The organism is Mesorhizobium sp. ESP-6-4 (assembly GCF_020164735.1).
In the GTDB taxonomy this organism is placed as follows: Bacteria; Pseudomonadota; Alphaproteobacteria; order Rhizobiales; family Rhizobiaceae; genus Mesorhizobium.
In genome coordinates this window covers 219,729-245,216 of the sequence record NZ_JAIUGS010000006.1, presented here as the reverse complement: position 1 = coordinate 245,216, position 25,488 = coordinate 219,729, and the positions used below count along the sequence as shown (strand labels likewise).

The following is a 25,488-nucleotide window of genomic DNA, read 5'->3' as shown; positions in this document are numbered from 1 at the left end:
TCATGACCGCAGACAAACAACGGCCGACAGGCCTCCTTGCCATCGACCGCGAGATGGCGCGCCAGCATGAGGATGCGCTTGCCTCGTTCGCCAGCAATCGAGAAGTAGCCGCCGAGATCGCTGCCTCGATCAACAAGAACGGCAGGCTCCTCCTGCTCGGCATGGGCGCCTCGCATGCCGTCGCCCGCGCAGTCGAGCCGCTCTATCGCGCGCACGGCATCGACGCCATCGCGCTGCCGCTGTCGGAGCAGCTCGGCCAGCCGCTTCCGCTGGCCGGCAAGACGGTGATCGTCACCTCTCAATCCGGCGAAAGCGCCGAGGTCTTGCGCTGGTTTGCCGAGACCGGCGATCGCACGGAGACCTTCGGTCTGACGCTCGAGGCCGGCTCGTTTCTTGGCCGTACGGTGCCTTGCCTCGTCGGCGCCGGCGGTAGCGAGCTCGCCTTTGCCGCGACCCGCAGCCTGACCGTGACCTTCGCCCTGCATCTCGCCATCCTGACTGCGCTAGGCGACGATCCCGCCGGCGCGCTCGCCGGGCTCAAGGCGCCCCAGACGGTCGAGATCGATGCCGCGCTCGCGGCGCTGAGAATGGTCACGACCATCGTCACGTCCGGCCGCAAGCTTCAAGGCGTGGCTGAAGCCCTTGCGCTCGGCTTCACCGAATTGTCGCGCCTGCCTTGTTTCTCGCTCGAAGGCGGTCAGTTGCGCCACGGGCCGATGGAGATGCTGGGCCCAAGCATTGGCGTCGTGCTCTTCCGCGGCAACGACCCGACCGCCGACCTCGTCACCGCCATGGCCACTTCAGTGGTCGAGACCGGGGCGCCGCTGATCGTCTTCGACGCTTCGGGCAAACCGCCGGTCGCAGGCGCCGTCACATTGAGGTTCAAGCCCGCGTCCGGACTGGCGGCAATCTTTGCCATGCTGCCGGTGGCGCAGCGCCTGATGATCGCCTTCGCCGATTCCCGCGTCGAGAATGCCGGAACGCCGGTGCGCACCACCAAGATCACCAGGAGCGAGTGATGCGGCCGCTCGCTGTGATCGGCAACGTCAATGTCGATCTGATCGTCGGGCCGGTCGCGCCCTGGCCGAAGGCGGGCACGGAGACCGTCGTCGACCACGATGACCTGCGTGTCGGCGGCCAGGCCGGTAACACGGCGCTTGCCTGGCAGGCGCTGGGCATCGATTTCGAGATTGCCGCCAATCTTGGCGACGACCAGTTCGGGCGCTGGCTGCGCGAGGCATTCGGGGGCCGCGCCGCGAGATGGCCGGTCCACACGGAGGGCACGACGCTGTCGGTCGGCATGACCCATCCGGACGGCGAACGCACCTTCTTCACCACCCGCGGTCACCTGCCGCGCTTCAATCTCGACGACGTGCTTTCGGTTCTGGACGGCAAGCGGCTTTCGGGCGGCTACGCGCTGCTTTGCGGCTCCTTCCTGACCGACGACCTCACGCGCCAGTACGATGCTTTTTTCGATTGGGCGGAGGCACACCGCATCGCCGTCGCGCTCGACACCGGCTGGCCGATGGATGGCTGGACGGCGCAAAATTGTGCCGCGGCGCGCGCCTGGCTGTCGCGTTGCGAGCTTGCGCTCTTCAACGAGGTCGAGACGACGACGCTGGCGGGGTTGAAGAATCCCACGGACGCGGCACGCAAGATCCGCGACGGCATGAAAAAAGCCGCGACCGTGGTCGTCAAGCGCGGACCCGAGGGCGCGATCGCTATCGGCCCGGACGGCCAGATCATCGATGCGACCGCGCCACGCGTCAACGTCGTCGACACCATCGGCGCCGGCGATGTCTTCAACGGCGCCTTTCTGGCGGCGCTTGCTCGGGAGCACGCTCTGGCACGTTGCCTTGCAGCGGCTGTTCAGGTGGCATCGCGGGCCATTTCCACCCTGCCCCGCGATTATGGCGGGCCGATTTTCTTCGAGGAAGCCATCCATGAGCGCGCTTGAAATCCGCGATATCCGCAAGAATTACGGCAGCGTCGAAACGCTGAAAGGCATCGACATCGCGCTCGAGAACGGCGAGTTCCTGGTGCTGCTGGGCTCCTCCGGCTGCGGCAAGTCGACCTTGCTCAACATCATCGCTGGTCTTGCCGAGGCGACCAGCGGCGACGTGTTGATCGGCGGCCGGTCCGTGCTTGGCGTGCATCCGAAGAACCGCGACATCGCCATGGTCTTCCAGTCCTACGCGCTCTATCCGAACCTGACGGTGAGCCGCAACATCGGCTTCGGGCTGGAGATGCGCAAGGTTCCCGTAGCCGAGCGCGACAAGGCTGTGCGCGAGGCGGCGAAGCTTTTGCAAATCGAGAACCTGCTCGACCGCAAGCCCGGGCAGCTCTCCGGCGGCCAGCGCCAGCGCGTCGCTATCGGCCGGGCGCTGGTGCGCAAGCCGCAGGTCTTCCTGTTCGACGAGCCGCTCTCCAACCTCGACGCCAAGCTGCGGCTCGAGATGCGCACCGAGTTGAAGCGCCTGCATGAGATGCTGCGCACCACGGTCGTCTACGTCACCCACGACCAGATCGAGGCGATGACGCTGGCGACCCGCATCGCCGTCATGCGCGACGGTCGTGTCGAGCAGCTCGGCACGCCGGAAGAGATCTACAACCATCCGGCGACGCTCTATGTGGCAGGCTTCGTCGGCGCGCCTGCGATGAACATGCTGGAAGCTTTTGTCGAGGACGGCAAGCTCGCCATTGCCGGCACGGATGCGCGGCTGGCGCTGCCGGCGCGCTACGCCAAAGCAGGCCGTGACGGTGCTCAGGTCATTGTCGGGGTGAGGCCGGAAGCGCTCCGGCTGGGGCCGGGCAGCGGCGCCGATCTGTCACTGCCGGTCGAGATCGACGTCGTCGAACTGACCGGTCCCGAACAGGTCACCACGGCCCGGATCGGCGCGCAGAACTTGACGGCGACCTTGCCGCCGCGCGCCCGCGTCGCCAAGGGTCAGCCATGCGCGTTCGTCTTCGATGCGGACGCGCTCCGCCTCTTCGATCCGGCTACCGGCAAGGCTTTCTGAGCAATCGACCGCCTTCCGCCCGCATGGCCCGATCGATAGTCGAGCCGGGTCAGCTCGCGGGTGAGGGCTGACCCGTCGCTTCGTCCCTCAATCGATGTCGAACGACACGCCTTGCGCGAGCGGCAGCGCCTTGGAATAGTTCACCGTATTGGTGGCGCGGCGCATATAAGCCTTCCAGGCGTCCGAGCCGCTCTCGCGGCCGCCGCCGGTCTCCTTCTCGCCGCCGAACGCGCCGCCGATCTCCGCGCCCGAGGTGCCGATATTGACGTTGGCGATGCCGCAATCCGAACCGTCGACGCCAAGGAAACGCTCCGATTCCTGCAGGTCGCGCGTGAAGATCGACGATGACAGGCCGGCGCCCACGGCATTGTGCTGCTCCAGTGCCTCGTCGAAATCGGAGTATTTCATTACATAGAGGATCGGCGCGAAGGTCTCTTCCGTCACCGGCGAGACCTGGGCAGGCATCTCGACCAGTGCCGGATGCACATAATAGGCGTCCGGGTGGCCGTTCTCGACCCGCGTGCCGCCGGTCACCTTGCCGCCATGCGCTTCAGCCTCCTTCAATGCCTTCTGCATGTTGTCGAAGGCCGCCTTGTCGATCAGCGGACCGACCAGCGCCTTGCCCTCCAGCGGATTGCCGACCGAGACGGACTGATAGGCCTTCTTCAGCCGCGGCAAGAGCGCGTCATAGACGCTGTCATGCACGAACAGACGCCGCAACGTGGTGCAACGTTGGCCGGCCGTGCCCATGGCGCCGAAGGCAATCGCCCGCAGCGCCATGTCGAGATCGGCGGTGGGCGTGACGATGCCGGCATTGTTGCCGCCGAGCTCGAGCACGGCGCGCGCAAAACGCCTGGCGAGCCTGGGGCCGACCTCGCGGCCCATTCGGGTCGAGCCGGTGGCCGAGACCAGCGGCACCTTCGGATGATCCACCAGCACCTCGCCGGCAGCGCGGTCGCCGATCAGCACCTGCAGCAGCCCTGCCGGCGCATCAGTGCCGAAACGCTTGGCGGCGCGCTTGAAGATCGCCTCGCAGGCAAGCGCCGTCAGCGGCGTCTTTTCCGACGGTTTCCACACCACCGCGTCGCCGCAGACGAAGGCCAGCGCCGAGTTCCAAGACCAAACGGCAACCGGGAAATTGAAGGCCGAGATCACCCCGACGACGCCGAGCGGATGCCAGGTCTCCATCATGCGGTGTCCGGGGCGCTCGGTGGCGATGGTGAGGCCATAGAGTTGCCGGGAAAGGCCGACGGCGAAATCGCAGATGTCGATCATCTCCTGGACTTCGCCCAGCCCCTCGGACGGGATCTTGCCGACCTCGATCGACACCAGCCGGCCAAGCTCGTCCTTATGCGCGCGCAGCTCCTCGCCGAGCAGGCGCACCAGCTCGCCGCGCTTTGGCCCCGGCACCAGCCGCCAGGCCTGGAAAGCCTTGTGCGCGGCATCGATGGCCTTGCCGGCGTCGGCGGCCGAGATCGACTTCAGCGCCGCGATCTGTTCGCCCGTCACCGGGCTGCGCACGATCAGGTCGCCCCCCGAAAGCGCATCCCCGGCGACGCCCAGTTTCTCAAGAAGTGAAGCGGTTTCCTTCGCTAACGTCATTTTTGTCCCTTTCATATCCCGCCGCTCATGGGACGGGCGTGGAAGCCATGCGCCATGTCCGTGCCGTCGGGCACAGCCGGACGCTTTCATGGCGTGGCATTACGCGTTTCGGGAGAAAACCGCTACCCCGGCATGGTCCAAGGCCGGATTGCGAAATTGGGCCAGACGGCGAAGCCGGATCAGCGCGCTTTTTGGAAGGAAGACTTCTCAGTGCTTTCCTTGATCAGCCGGTCGATATGCATGCGGATATGCGCCGCCTCGGCCGCGGTGTTGGCCAGCGCGATGGCGCGGTCGAAGGCGATGCGCGCCTCGTCGTTGCGCCCAAGCTGCATCAGCAGCCCGCCCCTCAGCCCGAAGAAGTGGAAATAGCCCGACAGCCGCTCTTCCAGCGGCTCGATCATGGCAAGCGCGGCTTCCGGGCCGCGCACCTTGCTGACCGCGACGGCGCGGTTGAGCGTTACCACCGGCGATGGCTGCATCTGCTCCAGCAGACCGTAGAGCAGGTCGATCTCGGTCCAGTCGGTATCCTCGGCCGTCGCCGCCCGCGCATGCAGCGCCGCGATCGCCGCCTGCACCTGATAAGGGCCGGGCTTGCGGTGGCGCAGCGCCTTGTCGACCAGCGCCAAGCCCTCGTCGATCATCTTGCGGCTCCAGAGCGAGCGGTCCTGGTCCTCGAGCAGCACGATCTCGCCGTCTTCGTCGAAACGCGCCGGTGCCCGCGCATGCTGGAGAAGCAGCAGCGCCGTCAGCCCCATGATTTCAGGTTCCTGCTGGAACAGCCTGAGCAGCAGCCGGGCGAGCCGGATCGCCTCCTCGCACAGCGGCGCGCGAGCCGGCGCCTCGCCGCCATTGCTCGAATAGCCCTCGTTGAAGATCAGATAGACCATTGCGGAGACTGCGGCGAGCCGCTCCGAGCGCTCGACCGCGCCCGGCGTCTCGAACGGCACGCCGGCATCGGCAATGCGCGCCTTGGCGCGGGTGATGCGCTGTTCCATGGCGCTCTCGCCGACCAGGAAGGCGCGCGCGATCTGCTTGACGGTGAGGCCGGACACGATGCGCAGCGCCACCGCGATCTGCTGCGTCGCCGGCAGATCCGGATGGCAGCAGATGAACAGAAGCCGCAGGATATCGTCGCGATAATGCGCACCGTCCAGCCGCTCGGCCATATCGCCTTCGGCATCCTCAAGATCGGAAATCTGGTCCTCTTCCGGCATCGGCGCCTGCTTGGCGCGCTTGCGCACGGCGTCGATGCCGCTGTTGCGTCCGACGAAGATCAACCAAGCCGCGGGATCGCGTGGCGGTCCGTTCTTCGGCCAGTTGTTGAGCGCCCTCAGGCACGCGTCCTGGAAAGCCTCTTCCGCGGCGTCGAGGTCGCGGAAGTAGCGCAGCAGCGCGCCCATCGCCTGTGGGCGGGCATTGCTGATCGCGGCGCTTATCCAGGCGAGTTCCGTCATACCGCGACCTTTGTCGGATTGAAGACCGAAACCGGCCGGATCTCGTAGGAACCGCCGCTCGGATTGACTTCGGAAAGCTCGCGCGCGAATTCGACGGCTTCGTCGAGATCGTTGCATTCGAGCGTGTAGAAGCCGAGGAATTGTTCCTTGGTCTCGGCGAATGGGCCGTCGAGCACGATCGATTCCCCTTTGACCTTTCGCAGCGTCGTGGCCGCCGTCGTCGGCAACAGGCGCGCCACCGGCCCCAGCCGGCCCGCCTTGGCGTATTTGTCCTGCACGTTGAGGAGCTTTGCCATGACCTCGTCGTCCTGTTCCTTGCTCCAGGAGCAGACGACGTCTTCGGAGGCGTAGCAGAGGATGGCGTAAAGCATGGCAGGGTCCTTTCCGTATCAAAGGACGCGACACTAGGACCCTTCCCGACACCAGGTCGATAAAAAAATTTATCGAGGATCACTGACTTGACGATCACTGCAACCGCCTGTCAGGCGCCGCGCGCCTGCAGCCATCTGAGCACCAGCGTTTCTTCCTCGTCGAGACCGGGTATGACGCGCTTGCGCTTATTGGCTTCGGCGATTTCGTCGAGCAGGCGCCCGTTGCTCCACGCCTCGAACACCAGCGGGTGGATGTAGCATTTGCGACAGACGGCACGGGTGTTGCCCAACCGCTCGGCGACCTTGTCGACGACGCTGTTGATGACCCGGTTTTGCTGCGTTTTGCTTTCCGGCAGCTCGGTCTGCGCAAACAGCGAAGCGGCGTGGATGGTGCCGCCCCAGGTGCGGAAATGTCTTGAGCTGAATTCGGCGCCGGAGGCCTCGCGAATATAGCGGTTGACGTCCTCCGAACGCACCGGCCGCCGGTCGCCATCCTCATCGAGATATTGGAACAGCTTCTGTCCCGGCAGGTCCTGGGCGCCGCGCACGATCTTGGCGATGCGGCGATCGGCCAGCTTCAGCTTCCATTCCTTGCCCGACTTGCCCTTGAAGGCGAAGCGCAGACTGGAGCCCGTGATCTCGACATGGCGGTCGCGCAGCGTGGTCAGTCCGAAACTCTTGTTGTCGCGCGCATAGGCTGCGTTGCCGATCCGGATCATGGTGTTGTCGAGCAACCAGACCACCGAGGCGACGACGCGCTCCATCGGCAGCCCGTGGCGGCGCAGATCGGCATCGATCTGCCGCCTGAGGGCAGGCAGGCTTTGCGCGAAGGCGACGAGGCTGGAATATTTGACGCCGTCGCGTTCCTCGGTCCATTGCGGGTGATAGCGGTACTGCTTGCGGCCCCGCTGATCCCGGCCTGTTGCCTGGATGTGGCCGTCCGGATCGGGTGATATCCATACATCCGTCCAGGCCGGCGGAATGACGATCGCCTTGATGCGGGCAAGTGTCTCCGCGCTGACCTTGCGCCCGTTCGGACCGACATAGGAAAATCCCTTGCCTTTTCTCAATCGTCGGACGCCGGGATCGGTGTCGCTGACATAGCTGAGAGACGCGCGCTCGGCCGAATCCTGCGCACCGTCTTTCCGGCTTCGGTCCTCGCCTGCCGGCCGGTCGACGCAGGATCGCGATTGTTGCAGCATGATGGCTCCACGGAAGTTCCCGTAGATAAGCCGCGTAACCGGCGGCTGGTTCCGAAACAGCTTTCAGTCCCGCCGCTTGGCGGTGAGATCCGCCATCCAGAGCCCGCCGTCGTCGGCATGAGCGGGAATGTACTCTCGCCCGGCCGGCACGGCCTCGAGAACCATTCCCGACTCGTCCGCCAGATAGTCGTAGCCGATCTGCTGCAGCCGGCGATCCGGGTCGAGGCGATTGTAGAGGTCGCGACGTGCCGCCCGCCGCTTTGGCTCGATCATCTTCAAATGATAAAGATTGAGACCGCTATCCTCGAGCCTGAAGCCGATATCGTCGGGAAACCAGGCGCCGTGCAGATCTTTCGATCGATAACGGTCCGGGGGATAGGCGGCAAAAAGCCTGTGCTGCATCTTCTGGCCCCAGCGGCCATCGATCCTGTAGCTGGCCGGCGTATACAGTTCCCGACAGCGGAACCCCCAGGCGATGCGCCTGGGCCCGCTGGTCAGCCGGCCGATCCGACCGGCAACGGCTTGTTCCAGCCTTTCATCAGGATCCATGGCTAGAACCCAATCGGCGCCGGCTTCATGGGCCGCGGCGATAAGCGCACGCCGCCTCTGCGGCTCGCTGCTGAAAAGCCCCTCCGAGGCGCGGTCGTCATAGGCGATCCAGCCGTCGACGACAGGCTCGAGATTGGCAATAAGGTCGGGCACGAGATGCTGATCGTAGCGATAGCTGAAAACGGCGACGATTTTGCGCTGTGACCAAAACCATCGGCCGCGCCGCCGACGCGGCGGCTTCATCTCGATGGTGATCATCGCCGGTCCTCCGTCGTGTCGCCATGCCGGGCGCCGGCGGACGCCCCCAGCGATTTGGCGAACAATGCCAGCCACACGATCGGCAGCGACAGCCTTGCGAAGGTCCTGTCCTTGCCGGACAACCCCTCCTTGATCAGCTTGCCGACATTGCGCCGGTCGCGGAACACCTTTCGGAACGGACGCATGGGTTTTCCGGTGTCGAGGGACCGGAGATAGGCGCCATAGCGGCGCCCGCGGCGATACTGGTCGGCAAGCAAGCCGGACAAGCTCATCTCGTTGCGGTGAACGGTCAGGACCCTCGGTTCCCAGACCGGCCGCAGAGCCTCCGGCAGTCTGGCCATGAATTCGGTGTCTTCTCCGGACTTCAGCCCCTCGTCGAACGCTCCATATCGCTCGAACAACTTCCGGTCGAACGAAACGCCGTAGCACTGCGCCTTCCCGGCCGGGAGACCGGGCAGGCGTCGCATATAGGTGACGAGATGCGCCGCGCAGGCGACCAGATTGCGCGGATGGCTGTTGAGGACGGCGCTCGCCACAGCCGCGGCGCCCTGCCGGTGACGCTGCAGCCGGATTTCGGCCCATTGCGGACAGGCCAGGCAATCATCCGCGAGAAAGGCGATGAACGGAGCCTGCGTTGCAGCGATGCCGCGATTTCGCGCGGCCCCGGCAAACAACCGCTCCTCGACATCGATGACAGTTACGCCGATGCCGCAATCGGCAAGCAGCGCCATGGCGTTGCCGCCGCCGGAATTCACCACCACGATCTCGAGCGGAACATTCTGGTCGAGTACCGACCTTACCGCAGCCGCCAGTGAGGCGGGTGCCCGCAAACCAATCACCACAACCGCGAGATCCGGCCTTGCGGCCATCAGGCGCGTTGCAATTGGGCGGCCGGCGCCGAGAACCGGCGCCGCAACGCGATCTTCAGCCGATAGCGCATGCAGCGCCAGACAGCCGCGCCCGTCCGTGGCGCAGCTTCGGCCACGCTGAGGAATCTTCCCGCCATGTCGAAATCACCGCGCGCATAATGAACGCGCGCGATCTTCAAGGCGACGAGGCCTTCCCTGGTCTTGAGCGACCGCTCCGCGATGCCGCAGGACCGGAGCCGGCGCAGCGCCAGACGCCATTCGAGAAAGCAAGCGGCGGGCCTGATCGTGAAACGGTCGTCGGAACGCTCCGCCGAGACGAAATAGATGAAGATCGGTCGTGTCAGGACCGCAAGCGAGGCTTTGGCCATCAGGCGCGCCCAAAACAGCGTGTCCTCGTCATAGGCGAGCCCGGTGGGAAACCTCGTGTCGCCGACAACCCGCCGCGACACCAGCGCGCTGCCGACAGCGATCGACCGTATCCGCCCTTCGAGATAGGCGCAGGCATTGGCCGGTCCGCTCGTCGTGTAGCCGCCCGGCAGCTTGGTCGACCGCTCCTCGCCGCCGACCTGTCGGCGGTAGGCGCCGACCACCATGTCCGCTCCTCGATCCCCTGCGGCCTTGGCCAGCAGTGCGCGCAGGCCGCCTTCCAGATGAATATCGTCGGCATCGATCAGATAGATCCATGGAAAGCGGGCCTGCTCCAGAGCCAGATTCCTGGAGCCGCCGGCGTCACGGCAGCTCGAATTGACGACGCGCAGCGGCAACCCGCACTGCAAGGACAAATCCGAGGCGACGGCCGCGGTGGCGTCGGACGACGAATCGTCAACCAGCAGCACCTCGCCGATAACTTCTTTTTCCGAAACCAGTGAAGCGAGCGTCCGGGCAATCGTCCGAGCCGCATCATGTGCTGGTATGATGACGCTTACCGCTTCCAAATCTGTCTCCGCGCGCCATGCCCACGCAGGCGCGCGCCCCCGTCAATCCCGTGCCCAGGATACCGACGGCAGGCGCATTTGAGAAGCGCCCGCGGGCAATCGGGTTGTCGTTACACCTTTTCGACGACGACCGGAATGACGTCGACCGCTTGCTCGCCGACCTGGCCGCCGGTGGTCTTCAACACGCCGACGATCGGCGCTACGTCGGAATAGTCGCGGCCGTAGCCGACCGTGATATGGTCGTTGCTCGCCCTTATGCCGTTGGTCGGGTCGAACTCCTGCCAGCCGGCATCGCGTCCGCACCAGGCCTTGACCCAGGCATGCATGGCATCGGCGCCCTCGAGCCGAGGCTTGCCCTTGGGCGGGATCGTGCGCAAAAAACCGCTGACATAACCGGCGGGAATGCCAAGCCCGCGCAGGCCGGCGATCATGATATGCGAGAAATCCTGGCAGACGCCGCGTTTCAGCGCGAAGGCGTCGCTTGCCCGCGTCTGCACCGTGGTTGCCTTGCCGTCATAGGTGAAATCGCGATGGATGCGGTTGCAGAGATCGGCCGCCGTTGCCACCGCCGAGCCGGCTAGGCTTTCCCGCGCATAGGCCGTGATCGCCGCATCGATGCCGGCATGGTCGCTGGCGGCGAGGAAATGATGCGGCGCGGACGGCAATAGCGAGCGTACCAGGTCGAGCTCCGACCTCAGCCCGCTTATATCGGGCGAGACATCGAGACCTGGCTCGGGCCGCGAGACAGACACGCGCGCGCTCATGCGGATGTCGAGCGTCTCATGCGCGTCGCGAAAGGCGATCGAGGTGACGTTGTTGCCGAAGAAATCGGAAAAATCGGCACGCTCGGCCGGCGACGGCTGGAACGACAGCGAGGCGGCGATCACGCGCTGCACTCCGGCGATCGTCTGCGGCATGACGCGCACCTGGTGCCGTCCGCCGCCGGCGGCAGCGGCGTAGTCGTAATGCAAATGGAGTTTGATGTCGTAGAGCATTAGGGCAATTCCAGCAAAAAAGCGTAGCGGTTGGGCTCGGCGGCTTCGCCGTAGCCTTGCGTCCGGAATTGCGCAAAAACAGAGAGATAGAGCATTGGAGGCGATCCTTTTCGCTGGAGATGCTCTAACCGAAATAGGCTCTGGAGAGGCTGTTGTAGAGATCGCCTATCTGGCCGGCGAGGTCGTCGAGCGCCTTGGCGCTCATGTCCGACGGCTCCATGACGGCTATTGCCGTGTTGAGCCGCAGTATCTCCTTGGCGGCGGGTGACATGTGCCCCTCGCCGCCGATCGAAGGCAGCATGCCGATCTCGGCCTTCAGCCGCTCGAGCTGGAACAGGATGGAGCGAGGATTGAGCGGGTCGAGCGCAAGCAGGTCGATAACCGTGCGCCGCCCGGCCTGCACCGGATATTGCCGGCGATGGGTCATGACGCTGTCGCCGATCTCCAGCATCATGTCCAGCGCCCCTTCCGGCGCCCCATTCCTTGTCAGCTGGCTGAGCGTGCGCGCAATCTGGATGCCGCGTTCCAGCCTGCGGCCGATCTCCAGGAAGCGCCAGCCGGTGAAGCGGTACATGTTCTCGTGCAGCAGGCCGGAAAAGCCGGCAAGCTTGCGCAGCATCACCGTCATCGCCCGCGTCGCGTCGTCTCCGGGCGCGACCGTCTCCGCGAATTTGTGGATGGTCTTGGACAGATCCTTCAGCGCCAGCCAGCCATCGGGAGAGAAGCGGTCGCGAATCTGGCCGGCGCTGTAGACCGCGCTGTCCAAAGTGCCGATCAACCCCGGTGGTATCGCCGTTTCGACGTCGATGCCGAACGGTTCCAGATAGTCCCTGATATCGGCAAGCAGCGGCATATCCGGATCGGACGTCTCGGCAAGCCGCACGTGATAGGCGCGCAGCACGCGCACCGTGTCTTCGGAGCGCTCGATATAGCGTCCGAGCCAGGTCAGGTTCTCGGCCGCCCGGCTGGGCAGGCTCCCCGGCATGGTGCGAGTGAACCCGTCGTGCTCCTGCGGCAACAATGTCTCGCGCTCGACCGGCCTGTCGCTGACAACCCAGACATCCGCCGCCTGGCCGCCGCGCTGCATGGCAATCGCCGTCGGGTCGAGCGAAAATCCGACACGGGCGAAGCCGCCGGGCATCACCGTCCAGCCTTCCGGTGTGCGCGCCAGATAGACGCGCAGGCTGGCAGGCCGCGGCTCCAGCAAGCCGTCGACGAACACCGGCGTGGTCGACAGCGTCACGGCTTCCTGGCCGACGAAGCCGGCGCCGTCCGCCTCGATGCGCGCGATGAGCTCGGCCCGCTCGCCGGCCGAAAGGGACGAGCCGAGCCGGGTCGCGCCATCGTCCTCGAAGGCAAGCCGGGTCGAGAGCGCCGGGCCGACCACCATGCGGTCGATATTGGCCAGCACATGCGCGCGCTCCGCCTCCTGCCCGCACCACCAGGTGGCGATGCTCGGCAGTTTGAGATCGTCACCTTGCAGTTCTCGCGCGATCCTGGGCAGGAACGACAGCAATGCCCGCGTCTCCATCAGGCCCGAACCCAGCGCATTGACGGCCGATACGGAGCCGCGTCGGATTGCCTCGACCAATCCCGGTGTGCCGATCTGCGAGTCCGGCCTGAGCTCCAGCGGATCGGCGAAGGCGGCATCGAGCCGCCGCCACAAGACACCGATCGGCATCAGGCCGGAAACTGTTCGCACCATCAGCCTGCCGCCGGAAACGGTCAGGTCCTCGCCCTCGAGCAGCATGATGCCCAGATACCGGGCGATATAGGCGTGCTCGTAATAGGTCTCGTTGAGCGGCCCTGGCGTCAGGATGGCGACGCGACCGCCGGACTCCTTGGCCATGGCGTTCAGCGTGTCGCGGAAGCGGCGGAAAAAGCCGGCGAGCCGATGCACATGCATCTCGCCATAGATATCCGACAGCGCACGCGTTGTGGCGACGCGGTTCTCCAGCGCAAAGCCCGCGCCCGACGGCGCCTGGGTGCGATCGCCAAGCACCCACCAGCTACCGTCCGGGCCACGGCCGAGCTCGAAGGCGACCATGTGTAGAAAATGCCCGTTGGCCGGCCGGACGCCTGCTATCGGGCGCAGATATTCCGGACTGGCTGCAATCAGACCGGCTGGCAGAATGCCTTTCTCGACCAACCGGTTCGGCCCGTAAATGTCGGACAGGATCGCCTCGAACAGGTCGGCGCGCTGGACGAGGCCGGCGCTGATGTCGGCCCATTCCTTCTCGTCGATCAGCAGCGGGACATGCGCGAGCGGCCACTCCCGCTCATTGGCGCCAGCCTGCTCATAGACACGGTAATAGACGCCGGCATCGCGCAGATACTGGTCGGCGCGGGCAAACCGCTGCCCGAGCCGATCCGCCCCGAGATCGTCGAGTGCGTCGATGAAGGAGCGCCAGGCCGGGCGCGGGCTGCCGGCCGCGTCGACCATCTCGTCGACGACGCCTTCGATCGGTCGGTAGCGTTCCAGCAGGCTCGGCGCCCGCGGCCTGCCGCCCGCCCGTCTCTGATTCCCCTTGGCCATTGTCGATCAGAATCTCGCCGGCTGCCTGAGGTCAAGGGTCATGGGGAACTCTTCAGCAGCTTCTTCGTCACGCAGCACATAGCCGCCCGGCGTGTGGCCGCGCGGTTCGAACCGGGCAAGCCGTCGCGCCTCGGCCTCGTTGCCGTTGACTGGGAAGGTGTCGTAATTGCGGCCGCCCGGATGCGCGACATGGTAGACGCAGCCGCCGACCGAGCGGCCCGACCAGCGGTCATAGATGTCAAAGACCAGCGGCGTGTTGACCGGCAGCGCCGGATGCAGGCCCGACGCCGGCTGCCAGGCCTTGAAGCGAACGCCGGCCACCGCGATCTCGCGATTGTCGGTGACCTTCATCGGCACGAGGCGGCCGTTGCAGACGATGGCGTGACGCTCCGGATTGAGGCCTTCGGTTCGCACCTGCAGCCGCTCGACCGAGGAATCGACGAAGCGTACCGTGCCGCCGATAGCGCCCTGCTCGCCCATCACATGCCACGGCTCGAGCGCCTGCCTCAACTCCAGCTTGACGCCGGCATGTTGCACCTCGCCGCAGAACGGGAAACGGAATTCGAGCTGGGCCGCGAACCATTCGGGGCGGAAATCGAAGCCGTTCAGCTTCAGATCCTCCAGCACGTCGAGGAAATCCGCCCAGACGTAGTGCGGCAGCATGAAACGGTCGTGCAGCGAGGTGCCCCAGCGCACGAAGCGGCCGTCGAGCGGGTTCCTCCAGGCGCGGGCGATGATCGCGCGCACCAGCAATTGCTGCGCGAGGCTCATGCGCGCATTGGGCGGCATCTCGAAGCCGCGGAACTCGACCAGGCCGAGCCGGCCGGTCGGGCCATCCGGCGAGAACAGTTTGTCGATGCAGATTTCCGAACGGTGCGTATTGCCGGTCACGTCGGTCAAGAGATTGCGGAACAGCCGGTCGACCAGCCACGGCAAGGGCGCCTCGCCCTTGTCGGGATGCGGCACCTGCGCCAGCGCGATCTCGAGCTCATAGAGCGAATCGTGCCGCGCCTCGTCGATGCGCGGCGCCTGGCTGGTCGGGCCGATGAACAGGCCCGAAAACAGGTAGGACAGCGACGGATGCCGCTGCCATTGCAGCACCAGGCTCTTCAGAAGGTCTGGCCGGCGCAGGAACGGGCTGTCATTGGGCGTCGCGCCGCCGACCACGACATGATTGCCGCCGCCGGTGCCGGTGTGGCGGCCGTCGATCATGAACTTGTCGGTACCGAGCCGCGACTGCCGCGCTTCCTCGTAGATAGCCGTGGTGGTGGCAACACATTCCTGCCAGTTGGCGGCCGGATGGATGTTCACCTCGATGACGCCTGGATCCGGCGCGACGCGGATGACGTTGAGGCGCGGGTCGTGCGGCGGAGCATGGCCCTCGATATGCACCGGCAACCCGATGGCCTGGGCAGCATTTTCCGCCGCCGCCACCAGTTCGAGATAATCCTCCAGCGCCTCGACCGGCGGCATGAACACGCAGAGCCTGCCGTCGCGCGGCTCGACGGTGAGTGCGGTCCGCACCGCGCCGCCGATCTCGGTCAGTCGCTGCTCGACCCGGTCCTGCTGGGCCGTGGCGGCAGTGAAGGAGGCCTCAGCCTGCTGACGCGCCATTTCGTCCGCGCCGCCGGCCGGAGTTTCCGGCAGGATTTCGGCGCGCGCAGGCAGCGCGCCCCGTGGCACTGAGGGGTCGACAGGCACGATGTAAGGGAATTGCGCCGGCGGAACATAGGGCAACGTACCGAGCGGCAAGCGGTAGCCGACTGGAGAGTCGCCCGGCACCAGAAACAGGCGCCCGCGCCTGGTCTTCCATTTTTCCGAGCGCCAGCGCTGTCCAGCGGCCTGGCTGTTCCAGCGCTGCACCGGCAGCACATAGCCTGACGGCTTGGTCAGGCCGCGCTCGAAGACGCGCGCCATGCGGCTGCGCTCTTCCGGGTCCTCCAGCTTCGAATTGGACGGATCGACATTGTCCGGCAGCTTGCCTTCCTTGAGCAGCCACTCGCCCGGATCCTCATAGGCCTCGCCGACCATCGCCTTGTCGATGCCGAGCTCGCCGGCGATCGCCGTGAGCAGGCTTTCGGCCTGTTCGGGCCCGATGGCGGCGCTGCTCGTCTCGCGCGCGATCAGCGACGGATCGCGCCAGATCGGCTCGCCATCGGTGCGCCAGTAGAGCGAGAAGGTCCAGCGCGGCAGGCTCTCGCCCGGATACCACTTGCCCTGGCCGTAATGCAGGAAGCCGCCCGGCGCAAAGCGCTCGCGCAGCCGGCGGATGAGCTGGTCCGCCTTGTCGCGCTTGGTCGGACCGACGGCCGCCGTGTTCCATTCCGCGGATTCGAAATCGTCGATCGACACGAAAGTCGGCTCGCCGCCCATGGTGAGCCGCACGTCGCCGTCTTTCAGCACCGCGTCGACCTTTTCGCCCAGTCGATCGAGCGCCTCCCAGCTTTCGTCCGAAAATGGCTTGGTGATGCGCGGATGCTCGGCGATGCGGTCGGCCCGCATGTCGAAGTTGAAATCGACATTGGCGAAGCTCGCCATGCCTGAGATCGGCGCGGCATTGCGGAAATGCGGCGTCGCGGCAAGCGGCACATGGCTTTCGCCGGTGAGCAGGCCGGAGGTCGGGTCGAAGCCGATCCAGCCGGCGCCCGGAATATAGACCTCGCACCAGGCATGCAGGTCGGTGAAGTCGACAGCGGTCCCCGGCGGTCCGTCGAGCGAGACGAGATCCGGCTTCAACTGGATCAGATAGCCGGAGACGAAGCGCGCGGCGACGCCCAGATTGCGCAGGATCTGCACCAAGAGCCAGCTCGAATCCCGGCACGAGCCCTTGCCGGCGGCTAATGTCTCCTCGGGCGAATAAACGCCCGTCTCCATGCGCACGATATAGGCGATCTCGCGCTGCAACCTTGCATTGAGGTCGACGAGGAAATTGACGGTGTTTGTCGGGCTGCGGCCGATCGTGCGAAGGAATGCCGTCAACAGCGGCCCGGCGGGCTCCGGCGCCCGGTAGATGGCGAGGTCTTCCCTGATCTCCTCCGGGTAGTCGAACGGGAAAGTCTCGGCGCTTTCCTCGACGAAGAAGTCGAACGGGTTATAGACCGTCATGTCGGCGACGAGGTCGACCTCGATCTTCAATTCCGTCACCGGTTCCGGGAAGACGAAGCGGGCGAGGAAGTTGCCGTAGGGATCCTGCTGCAGGTTGACGAAGTGGTTTGCCGGCTCGACCTTCAGCGAATGGCTGAGCACCTTGGTGCGCGAGTGCGGCGCCGGCTGCAGCCTGATCACCTGGGGACCGAGCACCACCGGCCGGTCATATTTGTAATGGGTCAGGTGATGAACGGCTGCCTGAATTGCCATGGTGCCCCGGAGTTCGGCGTTTCAATTCGCCGAACCCTGACATAGATGCTGGCCATTCTCCAAGCAGAGATGTTGCGCTGCACCTAATTTAAGCAGCCTTGCCGGCTTAGAAAAACGCCTGGATCCGCGTCTGCGCCCTTCCGAGGATCAGCGCATGCACATCATGCGTGCCTTCGTAGGTGTTGACCGTCTCCAGGTTCTGCGCGTGGCGCATCACGTGATAGCCGATCTGGATGCCGTTGCCGCCATGCATGTCGCGGGCCTGGCGAGCGATGTCGAGCGCCTTGCCGCAATTGTTGCGCTTGACGATCGAGATCATCTCCGGCGCCATCTTGCCTTCGTCCATCAGCCGGCCGACGCGCAGCGAGCCCTGCAGTCCGAGCGCGATTTCGGTCTGCATGTCGGCGAGCTTCTTCTGGAACAATTGCGTGCCGGCGAGCGGCTTGCCGAACTGTTTTCTGTCGAGGCCGTATTGCCGCGCCCGCTGCCAGCAATCCTCGGCCGCGCCCATCGCTCCCCAGGAGATGCCGTAGCGCGCCCGGTTGAGGCAGCCGAACGGACCGCCAAGGCCCTTGGCGTTGGGCAGCAACGCGTCTTCGCCGACCTCGACGCCTTCCAGCACCACCTCGCCGGTAATCGACGCCCGCAACGACAACTTGCCGCCGATCTTCGGGGCCGACAGTCCCTTCATGCCCTTTTCCAGCACGAAGCCGCGGATCTCATCCTTGCCGCTGTCGCCCTTCAGCTTCGCCCACACGACGAAGACGTCGGCGATCGGCGCGTTCGATATCCACATCTTGGAGCCGGAAAGCCTGTAGCCGTTCGCGGTCTTCTCGGCGCGCGCCTTCATGCCGCCTGGATCGGAGCCGGCGTCTGGCTCGGTGAGCCCGAAACAGCCGATCCATTCGCCCGACGCCAGCTTGGGCAGGTATTTCTTGCGTTGCGCTTCCGAGCCATAGGCATGGATCGGATACATGACCAGCGAGGATTGCACGCTCATCATCGAGCGGTAGCCTGAGTCGATGCGCTCGACTTCGCGCGCCACCAGGCCGTAAGTCACATAGTTGGCGCCCAGCCCGCCATATTCTTCCTGAATGGTGATGCCGAGCAGGCCCGCTTCGCCCATCTCGCGGAAGATCGACGGGTCGGTCTTCTCGTCGGCATAGGCTTCCTCGATGCGCGGCGCCAGCTTGTCGGCGGCGAAGGCGGCAGCGCCGTCGCGCACCATGCGCTCGTCCTCGGAAAGCTGGTCCTCGATCAGGAAAGGATCGTTCCACACGAAGGCGTTCTTCTCGGCGGCCATGGCCTCGATCTCCCGACATATTGTTGAGGTGGCCGGCTTATCGGACTCCGCGTGCAAAAAATCAAACGAAATTGCATCACGGATCAATGATCGTTAGTAATGGATCATGAATGTCCAGCGCCGCCTTCTACCCAACACCGCCGCCCTCGCCGCCTTCGAAGCGGTTGCGCGTCTCGGCTCCTTCACCGCCGCCGCGCGTGAGCTCGACCTGACGCAAGGGGCTGTCAGCCGGCAGATCAGCCTCTTGGAAGAGCAATTCGGTCGCCGGCTGTTCGAACGCGACAGCCGCAATGTCCGGCTGTCGCCGCCCGGCGAGATCTATGCCGAAGCGGTGCGCTCGGCGCTTGGCCAATTGCGCGACGCAGCACTTGGATTGATGAGCAATCGGCATAGCGGCGTTCTCAACCTGGCCATCCTGCCGACCTTCGGCACACGCTGGCTGATGCCGCTGATCCCGGATTTCGTCGCCCGCCATCCCGACATCACCATCAACTTCGCCACCCGCATCGGACGCTTCGACTTTGCCCGCGAACGGCTCGACGCCGCGATCCATCACGGCATGCCCGACTGGCCGGAGGCCGACTGCACGCTCTTGATGCGCGAGACCGTCATGCCGGTGGTTTCGCCCGAATTCCTCGCCACCCGCGCCATCGTGACGCCGGCCGATATCAGCCGTCTGCCGCTGCTGCATATGGCAACCCGCCCCGGCGCCTGGAGCGAATGGCTCGAGCACCAGGGGCTTGAGGCCCCAACCGGGCCCGGCATGCAGTTCGAGCAGTTCGGCACGGTCGCGCAGGCTTGCATGGCCGGCCTCGGCGTGGCGCTGCTGCCGGAAATCCTGATTGCCGGCGAATTGCAGCGCGGCCAACTGGTGCCGGCGCCGGGCACGCCGATGCAAAGCCGCAGCGCCTATTACCTCGTCGTGCCGCACGACAAGCGCGGCCACCCGCCGGTCGCCAGCTTTCGCGACTGGCTGCTGGGCCAGATCGGCAGGGAGCCGGCTGTCCTGGCGTGGTAGCTATTTGCGCTTCATCGCCTCGGCGAGCGCCGCACCGAGCGCGCCCTGCGACGGCCGCTCCGGTTGGCGCTGCGGCGCTGGCGAGCGCGGCGCCGACTTGCTGCCGCCGTGATCGCGCTGGCCGCCACGGGGCGCCCCACCCTCGCCGCCATCCTTGCGCATCGAAAGCCCGATGCGCTTGCGCTTGATGTCGACATCGACGACCCGTACCTTCACGACATCGCCGGCCTTCACCACTTCATGCGCGTCCTTGATGAAGCGGTCGGCCAGTTGCGAGACATGCACCAGCCCATCCTGGTGCACGCCGATATCGACGAAGGCGCCGAAAGCCGCGACATTGGTGACGGTGCCTTCGAGCAGCATGCCGGGCTTCAGGTCCTTGATGTCGTCGACACCCTCGGCAAAGGTCGCCGTCTTGAAGCCGGGGCGCGGGTCGCGTCCGGGTTTTTCCAGCTCGGCGATGATGTCGCGCACAGTCGGCAGGCCGAACCGCTCGTCGACGAAGACGCGCGGGTCAAGCGCCTTCAGCGCGGCGCTGTCGCCCATCAGCGCGCGCACGTCGCGGCCGCAAGCGGCGACGATCTTCTTCGCCACGCCATAGGCTTCCGGATGCACCGATGACGCGTCAAGCGGCTCTGTCCCGTTCGGTATGCGCAGAAAACCGGCGCTTTGCTCGAACGCGCGCGGCCCGAGCCGCGCAACCTTGAGCAGGTCCTTGCGGGTGGCAAACGGCCCGGCCGCGTCGCGATGCGCAACGATCGCCTCGGCCAGCGACGGCCCAAGTCCCGACACGCGCGCCAAAAGCGGCGCCGAGGCCGTGTTGAGGTCGACGCCGACGGCGTTCACCGCATCCTCGACCACTGCCTCCAGCGAACGACCGAGCCGATACTGGTCGACATCGTGCTGGTATTGCCCGACGCCGATCGACTTCGGCTCGATCTTGACCAGCTCGGCCAACGGATCCTGCAGGCGCCTCGCGATCGACACCGCGCCGCGCAGCGACACATCCAGGCCCGGGAATTCCGCCGCTGCCGTCGCCGAGGCCGAATAGACCGAGGCACCAGCCTCGCTGACGATCACCTTGAGAGGCTTCGGCCCGGCACCTGCCGGCAGGTCCGAAAGCATGTCGGCAACCAGCTTCTCGGTCTCGCGGCTGCCGGTACCGTTGCCGATCGAGATCAGCTCGACCTTGTGCTGGCGGATGAGGGCGGCGAGCTCGGCCTGCGTGCCGCGCACATCGTTCCTTGGCGGGAACGGATAGACGGTGGTGGTCGCCACCAGCTTGCCGGTGCCGTCGACCACCGCAACCTTGACGCCGGTGCGGATGCCTGGATCGAGCCCCATGGTCGGCCGCGAGCCGGCGGGCGCGGCCAGCAGAAGATCCTTCAGGTTGCGAGCAAAGACATGGATCGCTTCTTCCTCGGCCCGCTCGCGCAGGTCGCGCATCAGGTCGAGCGTCAGATGCAGCGACAGCTTGATCCGCCAGGTCCAACCGGCTACCTCCATCAGCCATTTATCGCCGGGCAGCGTCGCGCCGATCGCATAGGCGTTGGCGATCATGCGCTCGACCGGCTTCACCGGCGATTGATCGTCGGCATCGACCTCGATGTCGAGCGACAGCACTTCCTCGTTGCGGCCGCGCAGCATGGCCAGGGCGCGGTGGCTGGGCACGCCTGCCCAGCGCTCGACATGGTCGAAATAGTCGGAGAATTTCGCGCCGGCCTCCTGCTTGCCGTCAACGACGCGAGCGCGCAGGAAGGCGCGTTCCTTCATATAGGCGCGCAGCTTGCCGACCAGATCGGCATTTTCGGCGAACTGCTCCGACAGGATGTCGCGCGCGCCTTCAAGCGCCGCCTTGGCGTCGGCCACCTCTTCCGTGACATAAGCGAGGGCGAGCTCGGCCGGAACTTTCGATCGATCGGCGAGGATCGCCTCGGCGAGCGGCCCAAGCCCGCGCTCCCTGGCGATTTCGGCCTTGGTGCGCCGCTTCGGCTTGTAGGGTAGATAGATGTCCTCCAGCTCCGCCTTTGTGGCGGCCGCGGCGATCTTGGCTTCCAGCTCCTCGGTCAGCTTGCCCTGTTCGCGGATGGAGCCGAGGATCGTCTCGCGCCGTGCATCGAGCTCGCGCAGATAGGCGAGGCGCTCGGAAAGGTCGCGCAGCTGCGTATCGTCGAGCCCGCCGGTGACTTCCTTGCGGTAACGCGCGACGAAGGGGACTGTCGCGCCTTCGTCGAGCAGCCCGATTGCCGCCGCTGCCTGTTCCGGCCGCGCGCCGATCTCGGCCGCGATGATTGCTGCGATGCGCTTGATGTCCGATGCCATGCTGGTCCCTGCCGAAAAGAGCGGCGACCATAGGCCGGGAGAACCGCTGCGCCAACCGCAACGGTTTCATCACGCGCCGAAGGTCCACAGAAAACAGCTGTTGGAACCAGCCTCTGACCGGCTCAAACCATGCCGCTCAACGCTTCGAAGAACGCCACGATGTCCCCATCCAGCTTGTCGTCCACCGGTTCCGGTTGTGACGACATCTTGGCGATGACCACGTCCGTCTTCGGATTGACGTAAAGCCACTGGCCGTGAATGCCGATGCCGCAAAAGGCGCCGCTGTCGTGGCCGGTCTGGTACCATTTGTTGCGATAGCGTCCCTTCGGGAACAGGAACACCATCGTGCCGCGCTGCCAGGCTTCATGGCTGCCGCCGGTGGCGACCGTGTCGCGCACCCAGGCTTCCGGCACGATGCGGCGGCCATTGGCCGTGCCGCCCTGCCGCATCATCTCGCCGATGCGGACAAGGTCGCGCGGCGTCATCGACATGCCACCGGCGGTGCGCGCCGTGCCTTCCATGTCGACGGTCACCGACATTTCGCTTCCAGCACCGAGCGGCTGCCACAGTTTCTCGCTGAGCAGGTCGCTGACACGCCTGCCGGAGGCCCGTTCGATCAGGATGCCGAGCACGTCTGAATTGGGCGAACGGTAGCGATAGGTCTGGCCATGCGGCTCGGCAAGCCGCTGGATGGTCATAAGGAACGCGGCGAGGCTTTCGGACCCGCCGCCGGGGTTCCACAGTGTCGAGCGGCGGTAGCGGGCGAAGGCGCTTTCCGGATCGAGATAGGCTTCCTCGAAATCGAGGCTGACCGTCATGTCGAGCACGTTGCGCACGCTCGCGTCGCCATAGGCTGAGCCCTTGGCTTCAGGGATGTAGTGCGTTACCGGCGCGTTGGGATCGAACAAGCCCTCGCCTTCCAGTATGCCTGCGAGGATCGCCGTCACCGACTTGCTGATCGAAAAGATGATGTGGCGCGCTCCGAACGGCATATGCGGCGCCGACCAGTCGCCGAAAGGCTTGCCGGCCTTCAGGATCGTCAGCCCGTCCGTGTTGGAACGCTTTAGGAAGCTCTCGACGGTCTCGCTGCCGCCGGCAAGCGATATCTTTTCCTCAAGCAATGCGCCGAGCGATTTCGCTTGGCTCTCGCCGGCGGGCGCCGCCGCGATATGCGCGCTCGGCACCAGCTCGCCGACATTCTGGAACGACCATCGGTTGAACGGCGAAAGCCGCCAGTTGTCGAGCCGCACATCCTTGCGGGCAAAGCCGTATCTGGCCTCGAACGCGGTCTTGCCGCTCATGATGCTCTCCCGGATCTTGTTTTGCGGTTTCAGGCCAGCGCCGCGGCGATGGCATGCACCGCCTTCTGCGTCGCCGCCGAATAGGCGGAATTGACGAAATCCGGATAGCTCGAAAGCTTCACCACGACCATCCTGTGTTCCCAGCTCATATGGATCAATTGGCCGAACACGCCGCGGCACATCAGCGAGCGTGAGCGTGAATCCTCGATCCAGAACTGGTTGCGGTAGCTGCCGTCGGGAAGGCTCGGGCTGAAATTCGGCCCGTGCTTGCCGCTGCGTGTCGCCTCGATCCAGTCGGCCGGGATCACCCCGCCGCCATTGTCGAGGATCAATTGCCCGAAGCGGCCATAGTCGCGCAGCGTCGCATTGAAGCCGCCATCGGCCAGCGCATAGCCGGCGCTGTCGACGGTGAAGCAGGCGCTCTCGTCGGCGCCGAGCTGTTGCCAGAGTTCTTCCGAGACGAGCTGCGCCAGGCGCTTGCCGCTCACCCGCTCCATGATGAAGGCGAGCACGTCGGTCTCGATCGAGCGGTATTCGAACGCCTCGCCATGCGGGCGCACTCTGTCCTTCAGCCGCAGGATCAGCTCGAACAGATGCGACGGCCACTCGAAGTCCGGGTCGCTGCCCGGCGGGATCGGCTTCCAGCCGGTCGCGACATCGACCTGACCGATCTCGGAATAGCGGTCGGTATATTCCTCGGAAAAGCGCACGCCCGTCGTCATGTCGAGCACCTGCTGCACCGTGGCGCCGGCCCAGCCGGTCTCGACAAGTTCCGGCAGATAGTCGGTGATCAGCTTGCCCGGATCGATCAGGCCGCGCCCGACCAGGATGCCGCACACCGCTCCGGTAACCGACTTCGCCATCGATTGCGACAGATGCAGCGTGCGCTCGTCCATGCCGTTGAAATAACGCTCATAGGCGATCCTGCCGTCCTTCAGCACCAGGAAGCCGTCGGCATAGGTTTCGTCGAGCAGGCCCGCGAGCGTCGTCGGCGCACCGTTGCTGTCGGCCACCGGCAGATTGTCGAGGTCCACCTCCGCGCGCTCGAGGCGACGGCGATGGCCGCTGCCGCGCCACACCTCGATGGTCGGCAGAAATTCGCGAATGTGCTGGAAGGCCCAGCGGTTCCAGGGCGGCCGGTCCCAATCGAGCTTCGGCGGCACCAGCTTTGGCGGCGAGCCCTGCATGATCGGCAGCCGCGGATCGGAGTTGCGATAGGACGACAAGATTTCCTCCTCGATGCATGTCGCCCAAATGCGTAAGCGGTTTTTCGCAGAACGATATGCACAGAACCAGTCACAAGAAAGGGAGGCCGGAGCCTCCCCTCCTTCCATGCGCCGCGCTGTTTTATTTGCGCAGGTTGGTCCAGATCTTGTTGTAGATCTCCACCACGTCCGGCGGGCATGGCGGTACGAATTCCGGCGTCGGCGAGCCGGCCGGAGGGCTGATTTCCGGCGAGTTGGCAAACTCCGGCGGCAGGAATTTATGGCTGCCGGCGATGCCGTTGTCGTAACCAGCAAACTCGGAGATCAGCGCCGCGTTCTCAGGCGCCATGACGAAGTCCTGGAACAGCTTCGCGTTTTCGAGGTTCTTGGCGCCCTTCAGCACCGCGACATTGTCCATCCAACCTTCGATGCCTTCCTTCGGATAGGCATATTTGATCGCCGGAATCTTCTGCCGCGAACGGTAGCTGGCGCCGTTCCACTGCTCCGAGACGATGACGTCGCCGGAGGTGATCTTGGTGATGGTGTCGTAACTGAAGGTTTTCCACGACGGCTTGGCGGCCGTTAGGATGTCGTTGATTTTCTTCAAATTGGCCTTGTCGGCGCCGCACCGCGGCACGCCGGCATAGCGCTCGGCCGCATGCATGACGGTGTTGACGTCGTCCAGCATGTTGATCTGGCCCTTCAGTTCATCGGGGGGATTGAACAGGATGGCTAGCGTGTTGATGTCGCCCTTGAACTTGTCCGTATTGACGGAGAACGCGGTCGTGCCGAATTGCCACGGCACGGTATAATGGCGGCCGTCGTCCCAATAAATGTTGAGGAAGCGCGGATCGATGTTCTTGCCGTTCGGCATCGCGTTGGGCTCGGTTTTTTCGAGCAGGCCTTCTTCGATCATGATCTTCACAGTGTAGTCGGACGGCACGACGATGTCGTAGCCGGAATTGCCGGCGCGCACCTTGGACAGCATGGTTTCGTTGGAATCGTAGTCGTCCAGCGTCACCTTGACGTTGTACTGCTTCTCGAATTTTTCGATCAGCTTGGGGTTGGTGTAGTCGCCCCAATTGTAGATGTGCAGTTCGCCGTCGGCGAGCGCCGGCACTGCCCATAGCAGAACGGCCGCGGACACGGCCGCCATCATCTTTCTAGACATTTTATGTTCTCCTTGCCTTC

General features: G+C 65.2%; 19 protein-coding genes. 4 read left to right on the top strand and 15 right to left on the bottom strand.

Annotated features, from left to right (window positions below):
* Positions 1 to 2 precede the first annotated feature (2 nt).
* The 3 genes from LB523_RS14615 to LB523_RS14605 are packed head-to-tail and all read left to right on the top strand — an operon-like array spanning position 3 to position 3,020.
* The gene (locus LB523_RS14615) at positions 3 to 1,019 is read left to right on the top strand and encodes an SIS domain-containing protein (protein WP_224603533.1); all 1,017 of its coding nucleotides are present in this window, start codon (positions 3 to 5) and stop codon (positions 1,017 to 1,019) included.
* Positions 1,019 to 1,957: a PfkB family carbohydrate kinase gene (locus tag LB523_RS14610; RefSeq protein WP_095766418.1), complete on the top strand. Its 939-nt coding sequence runs from the start codon at positions 1,019 to 1,021 to the stop codon at positions 1,955 to 1,957. Before LB523_RS14615 ends, LB523_RS14610 begins: the two co-directional genes overlap by 1 nt.
* A complete protein-coding gene (locus LB523_RS14605; protein WP_224603531.1) occupies positions 1,944 to 3,020 on the top strand; it encodes an ABC transporter ATP-binding protein in 1,077 nt (358 codons plus the stop codon). Before LB523_RS14610 ends, LB523_RS14605 begins: the two co-directional genes overlap by 14 nt.
* An 87-nt stretch (positions 3,021 to 3,107) precedes the next feature.
* Here LB523_RS14605 and LB523_RS14600 read toward each other — a convergent pair whose 3' ends face one another.
* From LB523_RS14600 to LB523_RS14550, 11 genes are all read right to left on the bottom strand, one after another.
* Positions 3,108 to 4,622, bottom strand: coding sequence for an aldehyde dehydrogenase family protein (locus LB523_RS14600; protein ID WP_224603529.1), 1,515 nt, complete (start codon positions 4,620 to 4,622; stop codon positions 3,108 to 3,110).
* Between the two features lie 179 nt (positions 4,623 to 4,801).
* The gene (locus LB523_RS14595) at positions 4,802 to 6,076 is read right to left on the bottom strand and encodes an RNA polymerase sigma factor (protein WP_224603528.1); all 1,275 of its coding nucleotides are present in this window, start codon (positions 6,074 to 6,076) and stop codon (positions 4,802 to 4,804) included.
* Positions 6,073 to 6,447: a YciI family protein gene (locus LB523_RS14590; RefSeq protein WP_095766415.1), complete on the bottom strand. Its 375-nt coding sequence runs from the start codon at positions 6,445 to 6,447 to the stop codon at positions 6,073 to 6,075. The genes LB523_RS14595 and LB523_RS14590 overlap by 4 nt, the downstream gene beginning before the upstream one ends.
* Positions 6,448 to 6,557: 110 nt before the next feature.
* Positions 6,558 to 7,649: a DNA topoisomerase IB gene (locus LB523_RS14585; protein WP_224603525.1), complete on the bottom strand. Its 1,092-nt coding sequence runs from the start codon at positions 7,647 to 7,649 to the stop codon at positions 6,558 to 6,560.
* A gap of 63 nt (positions 7,650 to 7,712) precedes the next feature.
* Positions 7,713 to 8,456, bottom strand: coding sequence for a hypothetical protein (locus LB523_RS14580; protein WP_224603522.1), 744 nt, complete (start codon positions 8,454 to 8,456; stop codon positions 7,713 to 7,715).
* Complete coding sequence (locus LB523_RS14575) at positions 8,453 to 9,325, bottom strand: glycosyltransferase family 2 protein (protein WP_224603519.1); 873 nt, start codon at positions 9,323 to 9,325, stop codon at positions 8,453 to 8,455. Before LB523_RS14575 ends, LB523_RS14580 begins: the two co-directional genes overlap by 4 nt.
* Entirely contained in the window at positions 9,325 to 10,260 is a 936-nt protein-coding gene (locus LB523_RS14570; protein ID WP_224603516.1) for a glycosyltransferase family 2 protein, read from the bottom strand. Before LB523_RS14570 ends, LB523_RS14575 begins: the two co-directional genes overlap by 1 nt.
* 110 nt (positions 10,261 to 10,370) lie before the next feature.
* Entirely contained in the window at positions 10,371 to 11,255 is an 885-nt protein-coding gene (locus tag LB523_RS14565) for a transglutaminase N-terminal domain-containing protein (protein ID WP_095766410.1), read from the bottom strand.
* 124 nt (positions 11,256 to 11,379) lie between these two features.
* Positions 11,380 to 13,791: a circularly permuted type 2 ATP-grasp protein gene (locus tag LB523_RS14560; protein WP_224603513.1), complete on the bottom strand. Its 2,412-nt coding sequence runs from the start codon at positions 13,789 to 13,791 to the stop codon at positions 11,380 to 11,382.
* 6 nt (positions 13,792 to 13,797) lie between these two features.
* A complete protein-coding gene (locus LB523_RS14555; protein ID WP_224603496.1) occupies positions 13,798 to 17,148 on the bottom strand; it encodes a DUF2126 domain-containing protein in 3,351 nt (1,116 codons plus the stop codon).
* Between the two features lie 106 nt (positions 17,149 to 17,254).
* On the bottom strand, positions 17,255 to 18,451 hold the full coding sequence (locus LB523_RS14550; RefSeq protein WP_224603493.1) for an acyl-CoA dehydrogenase: 1,197 nt from the start codon (positions 18,449 to 18,451) through the stop codon (positions 17,255 to 17,257).
* A gap of 106 nt (positions 18,452 to 18,557) precedes the next feature.
* On the opposite strand from LB523_RS14550, the gene LB523_RS14545 reads away from it, so the two are divergent.
* Positions 18,558 to 19,469 (top strand): LysR family transcriptional regulator, encoded by a 912-nt coding sequence (locus tag LB523_RS14545; protein ID WP_224603489.1) that lies wholly within the window; start codon positions 18,558 to 18,560, stop codon positions 19,467 to 19,469.
* On the opposite strand, the gene LB523_RS14540 is transcribed toward LB523_RS14545, so the two are convergent.
* From LB523_RS14540 to LB523_RS14525, 4 genes are all read right to left on the bottom strand, one after another.
* Positions 19,470 to 21,791: a Tex family protein gene (locus LB523_RS14540; protein WP_224603487.1), complete on the bottom strand. Its 2,322-nt coding sequence runs from the start codon at positions 21,789 to 21,791 to the stop codon at positions 19,470 to 19,472.
* A 122-nt stretch (positions 21,792 to 21,913) separates the two neighbouring features.
* On the bottom strand, positions 21,914 to 23,092 hold the full coding sequence (locus tag LB523_RS14535; RefSeq protein WP_224603484.1) for a serine hydrolase domain-containing protein: 1,179 nt from the start codon (positions 23,090 to 23,092) through the stop codon (positions 21,914 to 21,916).
* Between the two features lie 29 nt (positions 23,093 to 23,121).
* A complete protein-coding gene (locus LB523_RS14530; RefSeq protein WP_224603481.1) occupies positions 23,122 to 24,318 on the bottom strand; it encodes a serine hydrolase domain-containing protein in 1,197 nt (398 codons plus the stop codon).
* 121 nt (positions 24,319 to 24,439) lie between these two features.
* Positions 24,440 to 25,468, bottom strand: a complete 1,029-nt coding sequence (locus LB523_RS14525; protein WP_224603478.1) for an extracellular solute-binding protein — start codon at positions 25,466 to 25,468, stop codon at positions 24,440 to 24,442.
* Positions 25,469 to 25,488 lie beyond the last annotated feature (20 nt).

Bases quoted from the DNA above. Each gene is read 5' to 3' on its own strand.
- LB523_RS14615 (WP_224603533.1), top strand. From the start codon at position 3: ATGACCGCAGACAAACAACGGCCGACAGGCCTCCTTGCCATCGACCGC.
- LB523_RS14610 (WP_095766418.1), top strand. From the start codon at position 1,019: ATGCGGCCGCTCGCTGTGATCGGCAACGTCAATGTCGATCTGATCGTC.
- LB523_RS14605 (WP_224603531.1), top strand. From the start codon at position 1,944: ATGAGCGCGCTTGAAATCCGCGATATCCGCAAGAATTACGGCAGCGTC.
- LB523_RS14600 (WP_224603529.1), bottom strand. From the start codon at position 4,622: ATGACGTTAGCGAAGGAAACCGCTTCACTTCTTGAGAAACTGGGCGTC.
- LB523_RS14595 (WP_224603528.1), bottom strand. From the start codon at position 6,076: ATGACGGAACTCGCCTGGATAAGCGCCGCGATCAGCAATGCCCGCCCA.
- LB523_RS14590 (WP_095766415.1), bottom strand. From the start codon at position 6,447: ATGCTTTACGCCATCCTCTGCTACGCCTCCGAAGACGTCGTCTGCTCC.
- LB523_RS14585 (WP_224603525.1), bottom strand. From the start codon at position 7,649: ATGCTGCAACAATCGCGATCCTGCGTCGACCGGCCGGCAGGCGAGGAC.
- LB523_RS14580 (WP_224603522.1), bottom strand. From the start codon at position 8,456: ATGATCACCATCGAGATGAAGCCGCCGCGTCGGCGGCGCGGCCGATGG.
- LB523_RS14575 (WP_224603519.1), bottom strand. From the start codon at position 9,325: ATGGCCGCAAGGCCGGATCTCGCGGTTGTGGTGATTGGTTTGCGGGCA.
- LB523_RS14565 (WP_095766410.1), bottom strand. From the start codon at position 11,255: ATGCTCTACGACATCAAACTCCATTTGCATTACGACTACGCCGCTGCC.
- LB523_RS14560 (WP_224603513.1), bottom strand. From the start codon at position 13,791: ATGGCCAAGGGGAATCAGAGACGGGCGGGCGGCAGGCCGCGGGCGCCG.
- LB523_RS14555 (WP_224603496.1), bottom strand. From the start codon at position 17,148: ATGGCAATTCAGGCAGCCGTTCATCACCTGACCCATTACAAATATGAC.
- LB523_RS14550 (WP_224603493.1), bottom strand. From the start codon at position 18,451: ATGGCCGCCGAGAAGAACGCCTTCGTGTGGAACGATCCTTTCCTGATC.
- LB523_RS14545 (WP_224603489.1), top strand. From the start codon at position 18,558: ATGAATGTCCAGCGCCGCCTTCTACCCAACACCGCCGCCCTCGCCGCC.
- LB523_RS14540 (WP_224603487.1), bottom strand. From the start codon at position 21,791: ATGGCATCGGACATCAAGCGCATCGCAGCAATCATCGCGGCCGAGATC.
- LB523_RS14535 (WP_224603484.1), bottom strand. From the start codon at position 23,092: ATGAGCGGCAAGACCGCGTTCGAGGCCAGATACGGCTTTGCCCGCAAG.
- LB523_RS14525 (WP_224603478.1), bottom strand. From the start codon at position 25,468: ATGTCTAGAAAGATGATGGCGGCCGTGTCCGCGGCCGTTCTGCTATGG.